General features: G+C 40.9%; 23 protein-coding genes and 1 pseudogene. 1 reads left to right on the top strand and 23 read right to left on the bottom strand.

The window, feature by feature from the left end:
• Positions 1–12: 12 nt before the first annotated feature.
• The 22 genes from FE296_RS04340 to FE296_RS04235 form a co-directional block, all read right to left on the bottom strand.
• Positions 13–849, bottom strand: coding sequence for a TylF/MycF/NovP-related O-methyltransferase (locus FE296_RS04340; RefSeq protein ID WP_223868766.1), 837 nt, complete (start codon positions 847–849; stop codon positions 13–15).
• 53 nt (positions 850–902) lie between these two features.
• Positions 903–2,048, bottom strand: a complete 1,146-nt coding sequence (locus FE296_RS04335; protein WP_150364324.1) for a DegT/DnrJ/EryC1/StrS family aminotransferase — start codon at positions 2,046–2,048, stop codon at positions 903–905.
• Between the two features lie 7 nt (positions 2,049–2,055).
• Positions 2,056–2,682, bottom strand: a complete 627-nt coding sequence (locus FE296_RS04330; RefSeq protein ID WP_223868769.1) for an acetyltransferase — start codon at positions 2,680–2,682, stop codon at positions 2,056–2,058.
• A gap of 64 nt (positions 2,683–2,746) precedes the next feature.
• Positions 2,747–3,886, bottom strand: coding sequence for a UDP-N-acetylglucosamine 2-epimerase (gene neuC, locus FE296_RS04325; RefSeq protein WP_150364322.1), 1,140 nt, complete (start codon positions 3,884–3,886; stop codon positions 2,747–2,749).
• Complete coding sequence (neuB, locus tag FE296_RS04320; RefSeq protein ID WP_150364321.1) at positions 3,883–4,911, bottom strand: N-acetylneuraminate synthase; 1,029 nt, start codon at positions 4,909–4,911, stop codon at positions 3,883–3,885. The genes neuC and neuB overlap by 4 nt, the downstream gene beginning before the upstream one ends.
• Before the next feature lie 50 nt (positions 4,912–4,961).
• Positions 4,962–5,663 (bottom strand): acylneuraminate cytidylyltransferase family protein, encoded by a 702-nt coding sequence (locus tag FE296_RS04315; RefSeq protein ID WP_150364320.1) that lies wholly within the window; start codon positions 5,661–5,663, stop codon positions 4,962–4,964.
• Positions 5,660–6,679 carry a UDP-N-acetylglucosamine 4,6-dehydratase family protein gene (locus tag FE296_RS04310; protein WP_150364319.1) on the bottom strand — a complete coding sequence of 340 codons (1,020 nt, stop codon included), beginning with the start codon at positions 6,677–6,679 and terminating at the stop codon, positions 5,660–5,662. The genes FE296_RS04315 and FE296_RS04310 overlap by 4 nt, the downstream gene beginning before the upstream one ends.
• A gap of 393 nt (positions 6,680–7,072) precedes the next feature.
• Positions 7,073–7,411: a hypothetical protein gene (locus tag FE296_RS04305; protein WP_150364318.1), complete on the bottom strand. Its 339-nt coding sequence runs from the start codon at positions 7,409–7,411 to the stop codon at positions 7,073–7,075.
• A complete protein-coding gene (gene fliS, locus FE296_RS04300) occupies positions 7,404–7,805 on the bottom strand; it encodes a flagellar export chaperone FliS (protein WP_317889397.1) in 402 nt (133 codons plus the stop codon). Before fliS ends, FE296_RS04305 begins: the two co-directional genes overlap by 8 nt.
• A 6-nt stretch (positions 7,806–7,811) precedes the next feature.
• Complete coding sequence (fliD, locus tag FE296_RS04295) at positions 7,812–9,644, bottom strand: flagellar filament capping protein FliD (RefSeq protein ID WP_150364316.1); 1,833 nt, start codon at positions 9,642–9,644, stop codon at positions 7,812–7,814.
• A 20-nt stretch (positions 9,645–9,664) separates the two neighbouring features.
• Positions 9,665–10,039 (bottom strand): flagellar protein FlaG, encoded by a 375-nt coding sequence (locus FE296_RS04290; RefSeq protein WP_150364315.1) that lies wholly within the window; start codon positions 10,037–10,039, stop codon positions 9,665–9,667.
• Positions 10,040–10,127: 88 nt separating this feature from the next.
• Positions 10,128–11,933: a motility associated factor glycosyltransferase family protein gene (locus FE296_RS04285; RefSeq protein WP_150364314.1), complete on the bottom strand. Its 1,806-nt coding sequence runs from the start codon at positions 11,931–11,933 to the stop codon at positions 10,128–10,130.
• A gap of 108 nt (positions 11,934–12,041) precedes the next feature.
• On the bottom strand, positions 12,042–13,277 hold the full coding sequence (locus tag FE296_RS04280; RefSeq protein WP_150364313.1) for a flagellin N-terminal helical domain-containing protein: 1,236 nt from the start codon (positions 13,275–13,277) through the stop codon (positions 12,042–12,044).
• Between the two features lie 144 nt (positions 13,278–13,421).
• Positions 13,422–13,667 carry a carbon storage regulator CsrA gene (gene csrA, locus FE296_RS04275; RefSeq protein WP_110000849.1) on the bottom strand — a complete coding sequence of 82 codons (246 nt, stop codon included), beginning with the start codon at positions 13,665–13,667 and terminating at the stop codon, positions 13,422–13,424.
• Between the two features lies 1 nt (position 13,668).
• Positions 13,669–14,160 (bottom strand): flagellar assembly protein FliW, encoded by a 492-nt coding sequence (gene fliW, locus FE296_RS04270; protein WP_223868765.1) that lies wholly within the window; start codon positions 14,158–14,160, stop codon positions 13,669–13,671.
• Between the two features lie 42 nt (positions 14,161–14,202).
• Positions 14,203–14,772, bottom strand: coding sequence for a DUF6470 family protein (locus FE296_RS04265; RefSeq protein WP_150364312.1), 570 nt, complete (start codon positions 14,770–14,772; stop codon positions 14,203–14,205).
• Between the two features lie 16 nt (positions 14,773–14,788).
• Complete coding sequence (gene flgL / locus FE296_RS04260; protein ID WP_150364311.1) at positions 14,789–15,709, bottom strand: flagellar hook-associated protein FlgL; 921 nt, start codon at positions 15,707–15,709, stop codon at positions 14,789–14,791.
• A 24-nt stretch (positions 15,710–15,733) separates the two neighbouring features.
• Positions 15,734–17,287, bottom strand: a complete 1,554-nt coding sequence (gene flgK / locus FE296_RS04255; RefSeq protein WP_150364310.1) for a flagellar hook-associated protein FlgK — start codon at positions 17,285–17,287, stop codon at positions 15,734–15,736.
• A gap of 19 nt (positions 17,288–17,306) precedes the next feature.
• Complete coding sequence (locus FE296_RS04250) at positions 17,307–17,810, bottom strand: flagellar protein FlgN (protein WP_076319201.1); 504 nt, start codon at positions 17,808–17,810, stop codon at positions 17,307–17,309.
• An 11-nt stretch (positions 17,811–17,821) separates the two neighbouring features.
• Positions 17,822–18,106: a flagellar biosynthesis anti-sigma factor FlgM gene (gene flgM / locus FE296_RS04245; RefSeq protein ID WP_053779526.1), complete on the bottom strand. Its 285-nt coding sequence runs from the start codon at positions 18,104–18,106 to the stop codon at positions 17,822–17,824.
• A gap of 176 nt (positions 18,107–18,282) precedes the next feature.
• Entirely contained in the window at positions 18,283–18,687 is a 405-nt protein-coding gene (locus tag FE296_RS04240) for a TIGR03826 family flagellar region protein (RefSeq protein WP_150364309.1), read from the bottom strand.
• Positions 18,688–18,929: 242 nt separating this feature from the next.
• Positions 18,930–19,592 carry a ComF family protein gene (locus FE296_RS04235; protein WP_223868764.1) on the bottom strand — a complete coding sequence of 221 codons (663 nt, stop codon included), beginning with the start codon at positions 19,590–19,592 and terminating at the stop codon, positions 18,930–18,932.
• Between FE296_RS04235 and FE296_RS33205 the strand changes: the two genes are divergently transcribed.
• Positions 19,593–19,898 carry a hypothetical protein gene (locus FE296_RS33205; protein WP_223868763.1) on the top strand — a complete coding sequence of 102 codons (306 nt, stop codon included), beginning with the start codon at positions 19,593–19,595 and terminating at the stop codon, positions 19,896–19,898.
• 38 nt (positions 19,899–19,936) lie between these two features.
• On the opposite strand, the pseudogene FE296_RS04230 reads toward FE296_RS33205, so the two are convergent.
• Positions 19,937–21,049, bottom strand: a pseudogene (locus FE296_RS04230) (helicase-related protein); the annotation flags it as partial.
• Positions 21,050–21,215 lie beyond the last annotated feature (166 nt).

Here is a 21,215-nt window from a genome sequence, read left to right as displayed (position 1 = left end):
CGAGCCTATGAATTATTTTACTATAACAGCACTACCACACAGGTCACTTATTGGTACGAATCTCGCCCCATTTTCTAGACAAAACTCTCTAACAGCTTGTTTAGCTCCAAAAAAACGAGTGCTGTTATAATCGTGTACAAATATATATCCACCCACTTCTAAACGTGGATAAAAATATTTTAACCCTTCTAGGATAGGCATGTATAAATCAACATCTATACTTACAAACACAAATTTTTCTTCAATACCAATTGCGGATTCAGGAAAATATCCTTTCTTAAAGATACAATTCTCTTTTACTGTCATTTTTTTTAATATGATTTCAATGTCAGAGTTTATAAATTCACCAGTCTGGGAATTAGAAAACCCTTTAGTTTTTTCAACAACTATATCTCTCTCATCAAAACCACTAAATGTATCAAACAAAAAAAGCTTACGATCAGGAAAAGTTTTATTAATATATTTAGCAAACTCCCCTTGAAAAACACCAAGCTCCGCTACGTTTCCAGAAATGTTATTATAATAAATTTCATCCGCTACCTGCCGTAAAACTGCTAATCTTGAATCAAATATTTGATTATTATAATAATCTATGATCTTACTTGCTTTAACTCCCAAATCCATGGTCAGCTGTTCATAGATACAATCACCATGAATATTAGCAATTATAATAAAATCATAGTCAATTTCCGATAATTTTTCCGGACTTAATACAGGTTTTCCTAGCAGAGTCTCTCCTTGTTTATTAGAGTCGTTATCCACAAAAGCTATAACTTCAAAATCCCCAATTAAGGAGTAGCTGACGCGTAGGCCCCCATCTCCCGCTCCGAATAAAACAACTTTTTTCATCTCCATCAATGCCCCTCACTTCAAGTAAACTTTTTTGTGCGTTTCAAAAGTTATTAAATTATTATCTCTTTTAATTGATCTATAACAAAGTGTTGATTTTCCAATCCCATATTGGTATCTGAGGGCAGACAAATCCCATAGTTAAATAACATTTTACTCACATCTTCATTATCGTAATGACAATAATAATCGGTCCCCTCAAAAATCGGTTGCAGATGAAGTGGCTTCCACACAGGACGTGACTCAATATTGTTTTCTTCCAAATGATTAATGATTGATTCAATATTATCGTTTTGTTTATCGTTATAGACCAAAGCTGTTGTTAACCAACGCGTTGAATTTCCATAACTAGCTTCTGGCATAAAATTAAAACTACCACTATCAGAGAGACTTCTAAAGTATCGGTCAAAAATCGCTCTTTTCTGTTCAATTCGCTGGTTTAGTACTTGAAGCTGGCCACGTCCAATACCTGCGAGCACATTGCTCAACCGATAATTGTAACCAATCTGACTATGTTGATAATGCTTAGCTATGTCCCTTGCTTGAGTAGCATAATATTTTGCTTTATTCAAGCTCTCAACATCATCTGAAACAAGCATTCCACCACCTGAGGTGGTTATGATTTTATTACCGTTAAACGAGTACACGCCAAACTTACCATTCGTTCCGCTCATTCGCCCCTTATATGTAGCTCCAAGCGATTCCGCAGCATCTTCAATAATAGGCACACCGTACCCATCGCATATTTTTTTTAGTGAATCGTAGTCTGCGCTTTGCCCATACAAGTTCACTATAATGACCGCTCTTGGTTTTTGACCTTTATCTGCATAAACCTTCATGGCACGCTCCAGAGCCAGTGGAGACATATTCCAGCTACCAGGTTCAGAATCAATAAATACAGGCGTTGCTTTCTGATATAAGATTGGATTGGCACTGGCGACAAAGGTCAAAGAAGAACAAAAAACAATGTCTCCTGCTTGTACATCAAGCAGAACTAAAGCCAAGTGGATAGCAGCCGTTCCGGAACTTAAAGCGACGGCTCCAGCACTACCAACATAATCAGCCAGTTCCTGTTCAAAAGCTTCTACGTTGGGTCCGAGCGGTGCAACCCAGTTACTCGTAAATGCTTCATCGATATATCGTTGTTCCAACCCACTCATATGGGGAGAGGCCAAATAAATACGATTACGCTCTGACATGTGCTTTTCATCCCTTGCTTTTGAAATGTTTATTGATTTTCGCTGGGCACCCTACAGCCACTACTTGCTCAGGAAGACTTTGAATAACAGCAGCTCCTGCCCCCACAATAGTCCCTCTACCAACCTTAACTTGTGGAACTATACTCGCACCAATCCCAACATGAGCAGAACAACCGATCTCCACACCACCAGCCAGATGAACACCTGGTGACAAATGGACGAAATCGCCTATAAAACAATCGTGATCAACCGTAGCAGCAGTATTCACAATAACATGTCTACCTATGTGAGCATCAGCATTAATTACTGTATTAGCCATAATAACAGCTCCATCGCCTATGACAACATTAGATCCTATAATCGCAGTTGAGTGTATCGCTTTTCCAAATTGAACATTGCTCTGTTCAAAAATGTTGGCTAGTTTGACTCTTGTAGCATTATGTCCGATGGCTATGATATAGAGGCTTTGTGGGTACATAAGATCAATCTTTTTTAGCCGGTCTAGCCCACCGAGCAATGGGATCCCCCTCCAATCACTACCTCTCAAGTGATCATCCATAATTCCAATGACCTTTTCACCACATGAATGCAGGTTATCTAGCACTACCTTTCCGTGACCACCCGCTCCAAAGATAATATAGCCCAGAAAAAGACCTCCCTATTCATGATGCAATGCCAATACCATGGAGAATTCTCAACTAATACGTAATTGTTTTCTGAATAAGTTGTTCAGTCCAACTAATATTTTCGAGAATATTGACAATGAAACTACTTGTATTATCTTTAGCATATACATTTTTTGTTTCAGAGATAACTTTCTGAAAGTCTGGCGAAATTGCTTTTTCCAGTGCTCTTTGAAGCTCAATATCGTCCTCTTGAATGTCAATCACGTTAGAAGAACGTTCTCTTCGCCCTTGTCGAACGCCAATGTTAATAACTGGTTTATTAAATGAGGCTGCTTCAATGATTCCAGAAGATGAGTTCCCTACTAAAATCTCCGCATGCTTCAGCATCACCAGATAATCCAGCGGCTCAAAATTGGTTATAAGATGAACATCAGGATTTACAACAAACTGATTATAGATATCAACAAGTGTATCTGAGCCTGCATCTGAGTTAGGCATGATACATATAATCTCGTATCCACGGATCAACAACACCTGTAGCATCCTAGCCAGCATCTGCAAATTTGTTGATTTGGTGGTGACAGGATGATATGCAAATAAAACATATTTATTTTTCAGGTGAATATTGTATTTAATTGCCGTTTGCTCATAGTCGGGAAGGACAGTATTCATTATCGTTTCGATTCTCGGAGCGCCTACGACATGAACTCTCCATGGATCCTCACCGAGTCTAATTAATCTTTCTTCACTCTTTTCAGTAGCGACCAGATGTATATGTGCCAATTTGCTGATCGCGTGGCGAACGGATTCATCTATAGTGCCTGTCACTTCCCCCCCGTGCAGGTGGACGAGGGGAATATTTGTATGAGAAGCCACAATAGCTGCCGCAAGCATTTCTCCCCGATCTCCCAGCACCACAACCACATCTGGCTGAATGGTTTCCAGCGCTTGAGTCATTCCGATAATAGCCAATCCTATAGAACGAGACATGTTGGCATGTGAGGAGCCTTGCAGCAGACAATCCACCTGTGCTGAGATTTGAAACCCATCTTGTCTTATCTGTTCTACGGTATTACCAAACTGCGGAGACAAATGCATGCCCGTTACTAAAAGATGCAGATCAAGGGTTTCTTCTGCATTAATCGCTTTTAAAACAGGATAATAAATGCCATAGTCGGCTCGAGTTCCCGTAACTACTACAATTTTTTTCATCGTAAATCTTCCCATGATAATAATTGATCTTCAACAATATCCCTGGTGAGTTGCTTACCTATAAATTCAGTATAAAATTTAGGTTCAATTCCTGTTCCAGGACGCTTAATATGAATATCTTTTTCTTGAAGTGTATCGCCAGCTTGTAATGATCGGCCTGCAACAAGACTTTTCCTCGCAACTGCCTTAGTACTTTCTTCAGATGGCATACAACGCTTAATTCCATTACCCAGTACCTTTTCCACTCTTCGAATGGCCTCGATCATAGTAGCAAACTCTGATGGCTCCAAAGATGCTTGGTGATCCGGGCCAGGAAGGCTACGATCCAATGTAAAGTGCTTTTCTATAATCTTTGCACCCATTGCTACAGCAGCAACAGCCACTTCAATACCATCTGTATGGTCGGAGTAACCAGTGATTCTGCCAAATTCATCGGCCATTGCTTTCATTGCAAGTAGGTTAACGTCCTCCAAAGGGGCAGGGTAATCTGATGTACAATGGAGCAAAGAAACATTACTTTTTGTAAAGATTTTCATTGATTCCCTTATCTCATTCATATCAGACATACCAGTAGAAAGTATAATTGGCCGGCCGTACTGATTAAGTTGCTGGAGAAAGGGAGTATTATTTAAATCGCCAGAGCTGACTTTAAAAGCATTCACTTCAATAGAATCTAAAAATTGAGCACTTTCCTCATCAAAAGGGGTTGAAAGAAAATCAATTCCTTTCTTGTCACAGTAATTTTTGATATTTATAAATTCGGAATGACTTAACTCCAATTTTTGCAGCATCTCCAATTGGCTGCCTGAAATTCCTGTGTTTTCAGCTTGGTAGGCTGCCTTTTGAGCATGCCTAGTTACTAATTTCTTGCTATCAAACGTTTGGAACTTAACTGCGTCTGCCCCACATATCGCAGCTTGATCCACACACTGAAGCGCACGTTCCAAAGTTCCGTTGTGATTCACCCCTACTTCTGCAATAATATACACCGAACCAGCGTTGATTTTTGATAAATATTTGCTCATTCATGTATACTTCCTCTCTATCAAATGGATACATCGTTATATGAATTATATTACACTCGATTTTGCATAAGAAATTCTGCCCACTTCAAATCCATTTCATCATCAATATCTACAGATCGCTCTTTTGGCATGATATAGCCAATATTATTTGGGCCTACCATCAAGTTTTCATCCATCAGCAGATCTCTTTTAATTATATATATTGCTCCATTTAACATGTAAAGTTCAGGCAACTCTTGCCTTCTAAGGTTTCCAGCTTGATCTTTCAAATAAGGTTGAATTATTCCCTGATTCCATTCCCTTAAAAGATAGGGATGAGTATCGGCTAACGTAATACTTTGTAATGAATCTGCCTTATGGGTTATAAATAATTGGTACGCCTCACGGATATCGTAATCATTTCGTAAAGGAGAGGTAGGCTGAAGCAACATAATATATTGGAAATGAAGATTCAGTTTAAGCTCATAAAAATGAACCGCATGTTTTAATACATCAATACTCGCTGATTCATCAGTAGCCAGTTCTACCGGACGAAGAAAAGGTATATCAGCCCCAGCCAACTCCGCTATTCTCGCTATCTCATCGTTGTCTGTCGACACTACTACTACATCCATACACCCGCTTTTAAGAGCAGCTTCAATGGTATACTCGATTAACGGACTTCCGTCTAGCATTCTTATATTTTTTTGAAGCAATCCTTTCGATCCCCCACGTGCAGGGATCACTGCCAGACATTTAGCAGTTTTATTCATAGCACAACTTTTGAGAAGCCAAGACCACTAGCTTCAATAAGTTTTCTAATTTCTGCTGTATATATTCGCTTGGCTGTTTTGGAAGAATATTCTTGATGATTCGCTTTCCTAAAACCTTCATAGTCATATTCCTTTGCAAGGAATATAGAAGGAATAATAAACATTTGTCCATTCTCTAAAGCTCTCTCAGATTCTTCCAGTGTCATAAGTTCTTCATATAACTTTTCTCCAGGTCGAATACCCGTTTCAATCACCTCACCGGAATAACTTAGGTTCCCAGCTTGTTCATATGAATCAATCAGACAATTTGCCAGATCTGTAATCTTAAGGATTGGCATTTTAAGTACAAATACCTCACCGCCTTGAGAGTATTTTGCAGCATCGATAACCAATTGAGCAGCTTGTGGAATGGACATCATAAATCTCGTCATTTCCGCATGTGTGACCGTTAATGGTCTCCCCTCAACAATTTGATTCTTGAACAATGGAATAACCGAACCCCTAGAACCCATTACATTTCCGAAACGAACACAAGAGAATATAGTTCGTTTGCTACCCTTATAGAAACTCGCAGCCGAAATCAGTTTTTCAGACAATAGTTTGGTCGCTCCCATTGTGCTTGTGGGATTGACAACTTTATCTGTACTAATAGCGATGACCTTCTCAACATTGTGATCAATAGCTGTTTCGATTATATTTTGTACACCAATAACATTCGTTTTGATGGCTTCCATCGGATTGTACTCACAAGAAGGAACATGTTTTAAAGCAGCTGCATGAAAAATTATATCCACATCTTCCATGGCATATCCAAGCCTCTGTTTATCTCTAATATCTCCAATTAAATATCTTATATTATCAAACTCTTTAAGTTCCTGCTGTAGTTCAAACTGCTTACTTTCATCTCTACTGAAAATTCGTATTGCTTTGGGATGATAAGTCAATAAGTTTCGAACAATTTCACTACCTATTGATCCAGTTCCCCCAGTAATTAATATTACTTTGTTTTTAAACATACTACATAACCTCCATCCAGTCCCATTCACATGCTATTCATCAATCTATTTTTATGAATTTGGGCACTCATGTATATTCCACCACTTTTTATGAATTCCTTAATTACAATTTTGAAGAAGTTCAATTATTAAATCCTTAATATTAAATTTATAGATAAATCAACCTTTTAATATCTCCTAGGCTGATTCTCATATATTAAAGTGTTGTGAACATTATAGTCTACACACAAAGCTCTTTTTCACAACAAGGGGCCCGACTTCGTATTACAATTCATCAGATTAAATATTTTACTTTACTATCATATATCGGTTTAAAACAATCTTCTATGAATCCTTAGAGCAAAAAAACCACTCAGTGTATAACTGAGTGGGTTTCTTTTGATAACATTTCTATCATTTCCTACGGTCCATAAGTATGCTACCCGGTGAGAGATTAGATTCATAGGCACTCCGTTGAGTTGCCGCTTGCCTACGATTATACAACCATTCCTGAGCTTCAAGACGGAGTGATTCCATTTTTTTTAGTATAACCGGATCCAATCCCAGTACTCGTTTAATCCTGTCTTTTTGATCTTCCGTGGATACATCTTTATTTTGCAATTCCATATTAATGAAATCCACAATGGATTGTCTCTTTGTAATAAATTCTTCTACTTCCTCGTAAGAACATATCTCGATACTGTCCATAAATAAATTGGTTAATTTTTCCAATTGTTCGATATAATTATCCATTAGCAGTTTCCGTTTGACCTAATGCTAATTTATTGGCCTGAACCCAAGTCTCACGTAATTCAATTAGATAACTTAAAGCTTCTTCTATCTTTTGGTGATCTTTACGTATATTCGATTCGATAAGAAGATAGTTGGTGTATTCATAAAGAGAGTACAAATTCTTTGATATCTCATAATCAAAATTAAGCGTACCCATCAATTCACTGACAATAGATTGTGCCTTACCAAGATTGGTACTTGTCTTCTCATGATCATGTTGCTGTAGGCCTTGAAGCGCAGTTTTGATAAACCTTATTGCACCATCATACAGCATAACAACAAGTTGGGCTGGAGTTGAAGTTTGGACTGCTGATTGCTTGTATTTATTGTAAGGAGAATTAATCAATTCGCTCACCTCTAACTATGAATTCAAGCCCAGACTTGATAACAAACTGGAAGACTGGGAATTTAATTTGCTCATGGCCTGTTCCATTGCAGTAAATTGTTTGTAATATCTGTTTTCAGCAATAGTAAGATTTTTCAGCATTGTATCCATACGACTATCATACGATTTCAGCTCACGTCCCATAACACTTTCAGGTTTATAAGCTCCTGTGATTGAGCCAGAAAAACGGTCAGTACCCGCACGGTCAGAAATCATGTTGATTGAATTACCAACTTTTTCAGCTAGCTTATCAAAAATTCCCGTTGAAGGAGAACTTACCGACCCTTGAAATAGATCCAATATTTTTTGAGGATTATCAGAGATAGCACTCTTCAATTTAGACTCATCCAGTATAAGTTTACCTTCATCATAGTACTTACCTGTAGTTATCCCCATAGCACTAAGATCACTCAAATTTGCGGTGATAATCATCCGCATCTGCGAAACCGTGGATGTCAATATATCATCATTTTTCAGCAAACCACTTTGTGATTTTTCTGTCCAAGCTTTAATATCTGCCTCTTTCATTTCCTTCTTTTGCTCATCTGTAAGTGGTGCAAAACTACGGTATTTGGCTTCACTCGTTTTAGTATTCAATGTACTGAGTAAAGAATTATAATCTTCAATAAATCCCTTAATAGTTTCCAAAACATTATCGGGATTTCTCTGAGTTGTTATATTAACGGTCTCCCCAGGCGGTGTCGTTGCAAGCAAATTAAATGTAATTCCATTTAAAATAAAGTTGTTACTATCCTTCTCAACATCTATTCCGTTAATATTTAATTTTGCATTTTCACCAGATTGGAATGTTTTCTCACCTTTAAACAGATTCAGTAAGGTGTTATCACCTGTATCAGTTCCAAGTTTAATTGCATCTCCATTTTTGGAGGTGAACACTAATTTCCCAGTTGCATTATCAAAACTTGCTGTTGCATTCGCACCTGCACGAGACGACACCTCTGCTATGACATCATCAATAGTAGCAGAACCTGCAAAGCTAAAAGTTTCATTGTTAATTTTGAGAGAAAAAGGTTCAGTGGCTCCAGTAAGTGCAGACAATTTAGTGCTTCCCAAAAAACCTGAACCCGTACCATTGGTCTCGATAACTGTTTTATCGGGTGTACCACCAAATAAATTAATAACAGAATTTGTACCAGTGTTCCCTCCGATATCTACTTTACCAGTAGGGCCACTTGTCTTAGAGCGAATGATCAACTGGCCTGTTAATTCGTCATAACTTGCATTGACATTCGCTTTGGTATTAGAGTTAATTGTAGAAATCATACTTGAAATTGATGTAAGGCCATTGAACAATGGCTTTCCATTATCATCTTTGAAACTCACACCATTGATGACCAGATCGAAACCTTTATCAAGATAATCTTTACGAGCAGTTTCACTCATCCCTGCCAAATCAACACCATCAACTTCTGCAAGAGTAGAAGTACCTTTATAAGTCTTATCCGTACCTGTAGTTTGCACGGTAGCACTTGTTGCAAGTTTTGATATTTGTACTTTCATATCAATCCCATTAGCATCAGCGGTAGCATCTGCTTTAAGTGCATCCTTATTCCCCGTAATAATGGCTTTATTAGCATTTAATGCTGAATCTTTACCATACTTATCCGTTAGTTTATTAAAACGGAAATCATAGAGCTTGCTATTTATCTCCCGATAGCTATCACGCTTCCATTCTACCAATTGTTTATTTTGGGTGATTTTATCGTATGAAGCACGTTTAGCAGTCATCATACTTTTCACAAGACTATCTATATCCATACCTGAAAAACCATTAATACGAGTTACCATAATTCCTTTCCCCCTTAGATTCAGATTTTTTCATCAATAAGAATTCCAGCAATTTCCATCATTTTAGCTACTAAGTCTAGTGTTTTTTCAGGTGGAATCTCACGAATTAATTCTCCAGTTTCTCTGTTCAATACTTTTACCATAATATCATGCGTCTTTTCGTGAACACTAATTTCTAATGAAGTTTGAGGCCCCTCTAAAGACTTGATTGCCCGCTCTATTGTCTTAACAAGCTGTTCATTAACTACAGAATTCTGAACCGCTGCTGTCTTCGATTCTTTAGGCTCAGAGACCAAAGGAACTGATTGATCAGTCAACGAGTGCTGGTTGTTGTATTCAGAATTTTGCTGTCTACTTATAGCGTTATTTGCCGTTAATGATAATTCTATATTCATGAATGACCGCCTCCACAATAATATGTTATTATGTTTATCGGTATATTCCCAAAGTTACATTAGGTAATTTTTGTATACTCCACTTTATTTAATCTCTGATTGTGTTTTCTAACACTGCTATTATTTCTGAGAGAACAAGTAGGCTTGTTTGTACAAATTCGATTTGAATATCCCTGTTCTTGCTTAAATTATCTGCTGAAAGGAATTGCTCTATCTCAAACAATCTCCACACACTAGTAATTAAAACGGCTTGTAAATTATGACGTAAAAGCCAATTACTCATTAGCTCCCCAAAAAGAACATCCGTCTTTTCTAATATTTTTAACGACTTTAAAAGTTGAGATTGAGAACAGCGTTTGTGAATGACTAGTTGTTGAAGTTTTATAAGTTGTTTTTTTAATTTCATTTCTTTTTCTTTGAAATTTTCCAATTCGTCTTTCAAGCTATTTTTAATATAATTAATATCTACAGAATAATTTTTTAGTTTCTTTAATTCTTGGGAAGCGCTCACTAAGTAAGAACTAGTACCACAATATGTGTCATAGACCTCTTTCAAACTCATCTGCGATGTATGATTGATCAACGCCCCACCTTCTGTTGCATTAATAACATTTAGCTGTTTATTATATATTTCTGCTTCGAACCAATTACGGAATGCATTCCATGTGTCAGTTGTCGCTACATCGCTGCCACTATACCCTTTTGTATACACTCTCTTAGCCACATTATCAGCATTTATAGGCTTCTGATCATAGATAGTATTACTAGCATGAGTTTCCGCCAGGGAATTTCCATATGCAAGATCTTGTCCAACAAGAACAATAGGTGAAGCTCCTAGATGCTCAGCAAATCCAAAAGCAATATGAGCACAAGATAATCCAATGCTAATTGAATTATCTTGTGTGAGATTTAATATTTCTTTAAGCCAGTTATACTCTCCAACGTTATCACGAATTGGAATAATAACTTCGCCTTGAAATTCTTCGAATATTTCCGGATAAACTAGCAAGGGTGCAACTAATGTAACCTCAGATGGATATGACTTATCCTTATAAAAATAGGAATAGGTTAATTCGCCTCTTTCGATTGAGCAGATAAAATCAGGTACGATACCTTCCTGACACAACCTCTCAGCAATCGTATCAACCGCAACAATAACTGCTTTACCTTTAAATTTTTTCAACTCTTTTATATTTTTATTAAGTGACGGACCAGCAGCTACAACAATAGCAGGCATATCTTTAAACAAATCTCTTAATTGAGAAACATCCTTCGAACGCGCGAGATTTTTAATATTTAGCATATTTTGTCTGAATCCTAGTAAACTATCGTCTACAGAGTTTCCATACGATGTCGTTTTATATTGAGCTACTTCTTTAATTTGTTTAACAACTGAAATACAAGAATCGACATCAAAATCCCGGTAATAAGTGGTGAAATAAAATTTAATATTTTTGAGGTAAAAAATCAGGCTAGTAGAGAACGTATGTTCCAAAAACATAGGCATACTGCTCAAATCATCAGCAAAAAGAATCACGTTCGAAGATTGGATAAAAGAAAGTTCTTCTTCATTCAGAACGTGATTAAAGAATGAGAAACTTGGTTCTATAATGATCAGAAAAGACTCTTTGCTCATAGTTTGAATTAATTGCTTAAGTTCTGAAACTGAGTATAGACCTATAGCAAAAATGAGTTCCTTCTTTAATACATTTGGTAAAAAGGTAGCATCGAAGCTATTCTTCAAATATATTATTTGGTTATTTACTTCAATTAGGTCCCCCTTATCCGGATCTTTCTCATAGAGGTTAAAAGAAATATCATTATTTTTAGGCTCACCAATCCAATGTAACTTGTTCATAGATAAAATATTAATATTTTCTTCAATTAATTTCACCGCAATTTCTCCTTAAATACATATTTAAAAACAATTCATTGTAAATCAAACTATAAAAATAAAGCCCCACAAAAAGTGGGGCACATGTATTGAATGAGCTTAAACAAATTATCTAAGCAATTGAAGCACGCCTTGTGGTTGTTGATTAGCTTGAGCCAGCATAGCTTGAGAAGCTTGTGCCAAAATGTTATTTTTGGTTTGTTCCATCATTTCTTTAGCCATATCAACGTCACGGATACGTGATTCAGCCGCAGTCAAGTTCTCGGAAGCTGTTCCCAAGTTATTGATTGTGTGCTCCAAACGGTTTTGTACAGCACCCAGTTTAGAACGTTCAGTGGATACTTTTTGTGTCGCTGCGTCAATGACTTTAATAGCTACGTCAGCTTGAGCTTGAGTAGAAATTTGCAATCCTTTAACACCCAGTGCAGAAGTACCCATATCATTGATTGCAAGGTTCATTGATTGGCCTGTGTTTGCACCAATCTGGAATGTTGCTGTTCCATCGGTACGAACGTTAGCTGCTGCTGTTGTCTCAGTGAACGAAGAGAGTGCATTCGTAGCAGAAGTACGAACATTACCACTTGAATCTTTAACAGAAATTGTGAGTCCATTTACCGCACCAGTTGTTCCTGCGGTACCTGCTGTGACAACAAGTTTACCTGTACTAATAGTAAGTGCAGAATCAGCACCATTTAAATCACTTATAGCTGTAGTAGAGCTTACTGTGATTTCAGTGTTAACAGTCGTGCCATCTTTAACATAAGAAACAGTAACTTTATCGCCAGCAGTGACTCCAAGGCTGTTACCATTTTTATCAGTAAGATTAGTTAAAAGTGTAGTATCCGCAGTTAAAGCAGCACCTGCAGAGTTTTTAAGGGCAGCATTTTCATTAACATTTGCTACAGCAGTATTAACCGCACTACCCATGGAACCATCGAGCAAGTTTTTAGTATTGAATTGAGTAGTCGATTGGATACGATCGATCTCTTTATTCAATTGATCCATCTCATCTTGCAAGTTTTTACGGTCGCCAGAAGTATTCGTATCATTACCGGATTGAACTGCGAGTTCACGCATACGTTGCAGGATGGAGTGAGTTTCGTTCAATGCACCCTCAGCAGTTTGAATCAAAGAGATACCATCTTGCGAGTTACGGGATGCTTGATCCAAACCACGGATTTGACCGCGCATTTTTTCGGAAATTGCCAGACCTGCAGCATCGTCACCAGCACGGTTGATGCGAAGACCGGAAGACAATTTCTCGATGTTTTTGTTCGTGTTAGTAGTGTTAGTAGACAGTTGACGGTGAGTGTTCAACGCCGCGATATTGTGGTTAATAATCATTTGATATTTCCTCCCTGAAAATAAGTTAGTTCCACATCCTTGTGGTAAACGCCGCGACATTAAGGTCGGCCGCCCTGCCGAAGCAGCGTCTAAATAATATATCGACAGGAGAGGATCAACTGTTTATAGCAAATTGGAATTTTTTTATTCTTTTTTATTACTATCATTTCGCAAACGCTCCATAAACGCTTCAACGTTGGCTGCTAGAGGTGTTGCAGACTCACGGTTCGCTTCTTGGATCGATGCATATATCTCCTGCCGGAATATATCAATATGCTTGGGTGCAGAGATACCTATTCGTACCGTATCACCTTCTACGGCAAGTACAGTCACCTCAATATGATCCTGAATGATGATGGACTCGCCCTTTTTTCGTGATAGTACCAGCATGTCAGACTCCACCCTTCACTGATTTTTCTTCATCTTCTGCCCATATGAGATGACGTGTCTCATAGCTGGATTGATGGAGTACAACTTGCTTACCCACACGATTTTCGGGATTAAGCACAATAGGTGCAAGAAGGTTCATTGTAGATTTATTCGTTTGGGAATGGATCGTAACCATGGAGTACACCGATACTTGATCAAGGATTCCCATCTCTTCCTTGTCTACCTCGCTCAGCTCAAAGCTATAATCGGATACAAACGTAAATGGACTTACCAACAAGAACGATAAACTCGGCTCTCGTACGGACTGTAAATAAATGAACGGCGTTTCCTCCCACGGAATTAACGCAAACTCTGTCTCTTCTTCAAATCCAGGCAAACCTTTGGGAAACTGATATACCTCTTCCCCACTAATCTCTACATCTCCCCACGTACTTGTATGAATAATAATAACGAACGCCTCCTTGGCGATTAATATATATACAAAAAGAGCCATAGAGGGCTGCATCCGAGACCTTCTATAGCTCTACATTATAACTCATAACCCCACATCTATGGCAGGTGGAGTGTATTGAACTGATGCATACTGTTTCACATAGATATCCAACTTACCTCGTTGATAATCAATTTCCGGTTTATTCACAATAACATTCATCTCGGAGACAGCTGGTTCATAACTAATGTCTGGCGGTCTCGTATCAATTTGAATATCTACGTTATCAAATGATGCGGGAGTCCTCGTTTCTGGAAAAGGCTTTGGTTGCCAGTCCATACCAATAATATTAGCTATCGTGTTGCCTGGTTTATGAATAGCAGCCAACTGATTTCCCTGTTGAACGCGTTCAGCCATGTTTTGTAAAAACTGTTGTTGAATACCCGAGTAAATTCGGGCATTCATGTCAATCATATTGCCACCATTGTATGCAGAGAATGCCTTGCTCTGATCCACATGAAGAGTAATCGGTTGACTCTCCACTGTAAGCTTGGCAGGTCTGGTGTTTAGCTGAACTTCAGCCTTAGGCTGACGAATGGAGTAATGCCCAGGATCAGCATCAAAATTAAGAATAGATGGCGTTGTTCGAATCTGAACGAAAGGAAGAGTCTTCAAGAGCCCGTTCCCCCTTCTATCTTAAGAAATCTACCAAAGACGGAGAAATGATTTTGGCACCTGCAGACAAGGAAGCATTGTAAATATTCTCTTGAATCTTAGATTGTATAGCAAGCTCTGCATAGTCGGCATCCTCAACCTTGGATTGAAGATTAGTTAGGTTAATCCCTAGGTCATCTAATCGGCCCATCATCAAATCAACTCGGTTCGTCTTTGCACCAATTTCAGAGCGAATTGCCAGCATTTTGTCCATCCGACTATCAATGTTATCAAGTTGACCCGAAAGCTCCTTCTGGTCGCCATCCGATAATGCTTTCATAATTGTATTCATAATAACATATAAATTGTCATCTTCTATACCTGTACCAAATACTTCATTACCATCCACGTTAATTGGTAATTGTACACTCTCACCAACAATAAAGTTAATCTTACCTTTATCCGTTACCACAGATGCAGCATTTGTTGTGTCGAACGAGCCATCTGCATTGGTAGGAAAGTCATATGGCTTAACATCATAGGTCTCGCCGTTGAAAATGTATTTACCGTTCAGCTTACTGTTGGATATATCGACAAGCTGCTCCTTTAGCTGTTGTACCTCTTCATTTATACTATCCAATGCAGATTGAGGATTCGTTCCCGTCGAAGCTTGCACCGTCAACTCACGCAATCGTTGCATTACGTTTCCAGCTTGGTTCATTACAGTATCATTGAATTCCAGCCATGATACGGCACTGTCTACGTTTTTCTGATACTGCTCATTAGACGACAACTCAGCTCGATAACGAAGGGAGTATGTGATACCTACTGGATCATCCGAAGGTTTGTTGATCTTGCGACCTGTTGCCAGTTGGGTCTGGGTGTTGTTCATCTGCTGTGCGTTCCGGTTTAAGTTCAAAAGTAGCTGTGAACTGAGCATATTATTAGTAATTCTCATGATCTTTTATGTCACTCCTTTCTTTTATCTGCCTACTACGCCAGTAGAGTTAATCAATTTATCGAGAAGTTGATCATATGTGGTCATGAAACGTGCAGAAGCACTATAAGCATGTTGGAACTTAATCATGTTGGCCATCTCTTCATCCAGCGATACACCACTAACAGATTGACGACGGGTGTCCACTTGCTCCACAAGGAACTCCGAGTTGGATGTCTGACGTGCAGCTTCCTGAGATTGTACCCCCAGTTGTCCCACAATTGCACTGAATTGTGCACCGATCGTTGCATTACGTAACCCGTCTGCAGATTTCATCGGTGTATCTTTCAGATTCGCCAGCAAGATAGCAAGTGTATTATTACCTTTGATTACTGTCTCTGTACCAGAAGCATCCGATGTGCGGAGTGAGGTCGCAATCTTATTCGGATCAGCCAGGATCTCTGCGTTCAATGAAATATTGCCAGCTGTAATGGCTGTTCCACCACCCGCTGCTGTAAAGAATGGTAATCCTCCAGAGTTAGTTCCATCCATGCTGTATCCAAGCTGATGCAGTCCATTCAGACCTTTGACTGTAACCTTGAGATCTGTAGCTAGTGTCCGTGCTGCACCTGTGTATGTAACTCCATCAAGGATCGTATTATCAGGTAAAACAGAACCCGCAGGAAGAGTAATCTCGATATCTCCGTTAGCAAGGGTATTAGCCAAGTCATCCATTTGTTTCTGGTAATCACTTACCAACGTGTCTCTGGACTTAATCATGCCGTGGACTTCACCATTAGTGAGCGTGCCTGCTGTATACGCGGCATTCAGAAAAGCAGGATCTACTGCAACCTGCACTGCTCCGCCTGTAACAAGTGCTTGTCCATTCATTTGAATCTGATATCCTTGTGGAGAATCCGTAACAGTAATATTCATGATTTTGGAAAGCTTATCGGTCATCAGATCACGCTGGTCACGCAAATCGTTGGCATTGTCGCCAAGTGACTCAATTTTCACAATGGCACTATTGAGGTTCGCAATATTACCCAGGTAACCCTGGATCTCATTACTTTTTACAGCGATGTTACTATCCAAATCCTGACTCAGGGCATCCAGTTGGCGGCTGATCTGATTCATCGCATCGGTCAGAGCTAACGTTGTTTCTTTCACGATCCGCCGTGCTGTAACATCTTCAGGATTCTTACTCAGGTCTGACCAGGATTTATAAAAATTATCCATGACAGTTCGAAAACCGGTGTCCGATGGTTCGTTTACAATAGCCTCAAGTTTCTCAAGTGTATCGCGTTGAATGGACCAACTCCCGAAGTTGGTATTTTCATTGCGATACTGGTCATCCAGAAATTTCTCACGCACACGGGTAATAGAGTCGAACTCTACCCCTGTACCGAGCTGTCCTGGTGTTGTGCTATGCAGAAATGCGAACGGCTCCATTGGAATAGATGCCTGCATGTTTACTTTTTGGCGTGAGTAGCCTTCCGTGTTGGCATTGGCTATGTTGTGGCCTGTTGTGCTAAGAGCTGTCGTCTGTGTGAACAAACTGCGTTTAGCCGTTTCGATTGAATGAAATGTAGATGTCACCTGGTTTCCCCCTAATTAATCAGGCACGCGTGTCAAACAGACCGATTCGCCCTGGATTGCCGTTCTTATCAGCAGGATGCTGATATGTGGCATCCTGTTCTGGTCGAGAAGCAAAGATGTCCATTGAAAGATCAATAAACATCAACGATTGCTCGATCAGCTTTTGATTCAGTTGATTGATTTCCTTTAACTCCTGCAGTGTTCCCGCCAGCTTCTTCTGGACTTCAAGCAATCGCAGTTTGTCAGCCGGATCAAAAATCAGTTTGGAGATCTCTGTAATGTTCAGGTTCAGCATGGACTTGATCCCACGCTCCTGAAGCAATTCGTGAACTGCGCTCTGCCGTTCGATCTCCAATGGCTCCTGTTGTTTCATGAAACGGGACTCTTTGTTCAGAACGGCAATGAGTTCATCCACATCGTTTTTGACAATGACCTGTCTCTTTACCTCGCTGAGTGCCAGCATATCGCGGTGACTTTGTTCCATTTGCTGCAAAACTGCAATTAATCTGTCCAGTGCTGCCATTACGTGATCACCTATTCCTTATCAAAAGACTTAAAATACGGTAGCAATTTGTCAGCAAGCTTGCTGCTGTCTACCTGATACGTTCCTGAACTGACCTGTTCTTTCAGTTCCTGTATCCGCTGAATGCGTCCTGCATCCTGTGTACGCCCTTGTTCCTCAAGCATCTTCATCGCCTCCGGAGAAATGGATACTTCGTCCTTACGGCGGCTCTTCTTGGCATCAGCCTGCTGATTGGATTCAACGTTCCTCTGATATGAATTGATAGCGCCAATTCTACTCGGTTCATTGATTTTCATTTAAAATGCACTTCCTTCCACGTTAGAATTTTACATTGATATACGTTTTTCTTACTTTATCTTTATGTTATCGAAATGATTAGGATAATAAAAAAAACCGATAATCTTTAATAAGTTTATCGGTACGTTTCAAAACATTTGTTATAGCAAAACATGTATTTGAGCCCTCGCTCCTATTAATCGCGTAGTTTGTCGACAGCATTGTAGGTTCGTCCGCCTATATTGCCGTTATCCTTCTGACCTACATCGCGAGCTGCACTAGCCAAGTCTTTCGTCAAGCGATGACGACAAGAGTCACACATATGACCCTCACGAATCAATGTTCCGCATACTTCACAAGGATACATCATATTCGGGGCATTTTCGATGGAAATCCGTCCCTCACGGATGAACTTGGTAATGGTTTTGATCGAAACATCTGTTGCATCCGATAGTTCCTGTATATTGGTGCCTTTGTTTTCGCGCAAATAATCTACACAGATCTGATATTCCTGTTCCATTTCCTTAATACAATTCGAGCATACATCTCGAAAATTCAACGCATATAATTTACCACAGCGAGGACAATTACCTAGATTCATCGCTAAAACGCCCCTCTCAAACTTCCATTTCCGAATAGATAATAACTATACATTACCTTATTTTCTTCGATGAAGCCATAGTCTATTTGCAAAACAAAAGAGGGGAACAGGATGCACATATACGAAATCCCACTCATGGCCATTTTGCTTAAAATATCGCTCTAATCTCCTCCTGCGGAGTATGCTATTCGTACATTTAAAATAAAATTATTCCATAAATATATAAAAAGTCCATTTATTAATTAGGATCTTGCCAGTGTCAGTGTGTAAATCTTGATCGGAATTGCCATGTTGAAGCCAGCATTTAGAATAACCCGGCCACAAGCGTCCAAGGTGCTGCCTGTTGTGTATATATCATCGATTAGCAGGATCAGTATGGGTTTAGCATGTGATATGCCCTTTTGTGTTGGTAGATGAGATCTCCTGTGTAGCTCTTCAATTAAATGCATGCCATCCGGGTTGATGGAAAAAGCGTTCTTCATCGTTTCGATACGCTCACCGCGTGATTTGAAACTTTGTTTGGTCGTGTTGATCTGGCGCTGCAACAGATCAACGATAGGTAGGCGGCAGGCGGTGGCGAGCCCAGCAGCCAGCCGCTCCGCCTGGTTGAAGCCGCGCTCGGCCAGGCGCTCGCTGCTCACGGGAACATAGGTGACCGCGTCAGGCCGCCATTGCGGCTTCGTTTGTTGAGCAAGTGTGGCGGAGTGAGCCACGGGGGCTGGGGGTTCTTTTGCCAAAGCAGAATTCTGCTCCTCTCTCATCGCTTGAAAAGCTTGAATCAACAGCGCGGTTAAGAGCGGCGTGTATCTTTCATGGCCTCGAAACTTGTACATGCTTATCCATTCTTTCATAAGAGGGTTGTATTGTACGGCACTGCGGTTGAGGATAAAAGAACGGTTTTGCATATGTGGACGAGCACAGTCCGGGCATCCGACACCCCGACCACAACGCAGACAGCGGATGGAACGAATCCATGGAATCTGCTTCACACAACGTGGGCATACACCTGGATAGAGCGAGGAAAGGATCGCCCGAGTGCCGCATGTCAGACAAGTCGCTCCCGGTGGGGCGAGCAGATGGTGGAGGCGTTGGGTAAGGTGTTGAGCGTGATCAGTCATGTTGCTGAGCCAGTTAAACATAATCGTGTAAACCTCCAATCTGGTCTGGAGAATCTAATGGTTGTACGGAAATATACGCTGTGTGTACTTTGAAATATGGTTGCTAATTCATATATTTAGGCAGATGAAAATTATGTCTGGGATGGCGGATGCAGGTAACCTTTGCGACGAGCGATGGTGTTCATTTTCCGAATCTGTGCAACGGCCCTCACCTGTGAACGTGTCCGACGAGACGATGCAAAAACCACTCTACCCGCCGGGTCGTCCATGGAACGCCCTGCTCTGCCCGCCATCTGAACCAGTGAAGCTTCATCAAAGAGACTATTATTTGCATCCAATATAAAGACATCGCTGCGCGGAATGGTTACGCCACGCTCCAGAATTGTGGTTGTTACGAGCAGACGAATTGTGCGTTCACGAAAGGCTGTAACTTTGCTAGCGCGATCGGGGTCCTGAGATGAAGTTCCTTCGATATGGATTCCGGGAAAAGTATGACGCATCAGATTCACAAACGCCTCAATCTGGGCAATGCGTGTCACAAACACAAATACCTGGGCGTCACGCTTCAATGAAATTTGGATGTTAGATTTCAAAGCAGACGGAAGATTTCGTTTCCTAATACATTCAGCAACGGTAACCATCTTAATCAATCTTGGTACGGGCAAAGGATGACGGTGGAAACGTACCGGGACTTTGGCATGAGTGAGTTTCCCCTGCGCTGCTTCCCTTTGTAGCCGAGCTGGTGGTGTGGCAGACAAATATACAAAATTCCCATCCGGTTTACAGGAAGATGCCGCCGCGTGAGCGAGCATGGGATCGTTATGGTAAGGGAAGGCATCCAGTTCATCGATGATCACGAGGTCAAACCCCTGATAAAAACGCATCAGTTGATGTGTGGTCGCGAGCGTCAGTTGAGCGTCTTTCCAACGTTCGTCACTGCCGCCGTAAAGGGTAGCGAGCGAGGTGTCCGGAAAGGCTTTGGCCAGACGCGGAGCCAGTTCCAGCACCACATCCCTGCGCGGCGTAGCGACCAAAGCTCGGCCACCGCGATCCAATGTATGTTGGAGCAAGGGGAAAATCATCTCGGTCTTGCCGGCCCCGGTCACGGCCCACAGCAAGAACCGCCCCGGCCCATCCCCTGCGGGTGGCCGGGCCAAAAACGCAAGCGCCGCGGCTGCTGCCGCGCTCTGCGCTGCACTAAGCCCCCACCGGGCGAGCCCGCCGCCGGTGGGGGCCAAGGCCGTGGGGGGGGGGGGGGGGGGGGGGGGGGGGGGGGGGGGGCCCGGGGGGGGGGGGGGGGGGGGGGGGGGGGAGGGGGGGGGGGGGGGGGCGGGGGGTGGGGGGGGGGGGGGGGGCGGCGCGGGGGGGGGGGGGGGGGGGCGGACGAGAGGACAGGGCGGGCGGGGAGAA

This window comes from Paenibacillus sp. UASWS1643 (genome assembly GCF_008693195.1).
GTDB classification, from domain to species: domain Bacteria; phylum Bacillota; class Bacilli; order Paenibacillales; family Paenibacillaceae; genus Paenibacillus; species Paenibacillus amylolyticus_B.
Note: the sequence above shows the minus strand (reverse complement) of the source record. Positions and strands in the feature narration are given on the sequence as shown.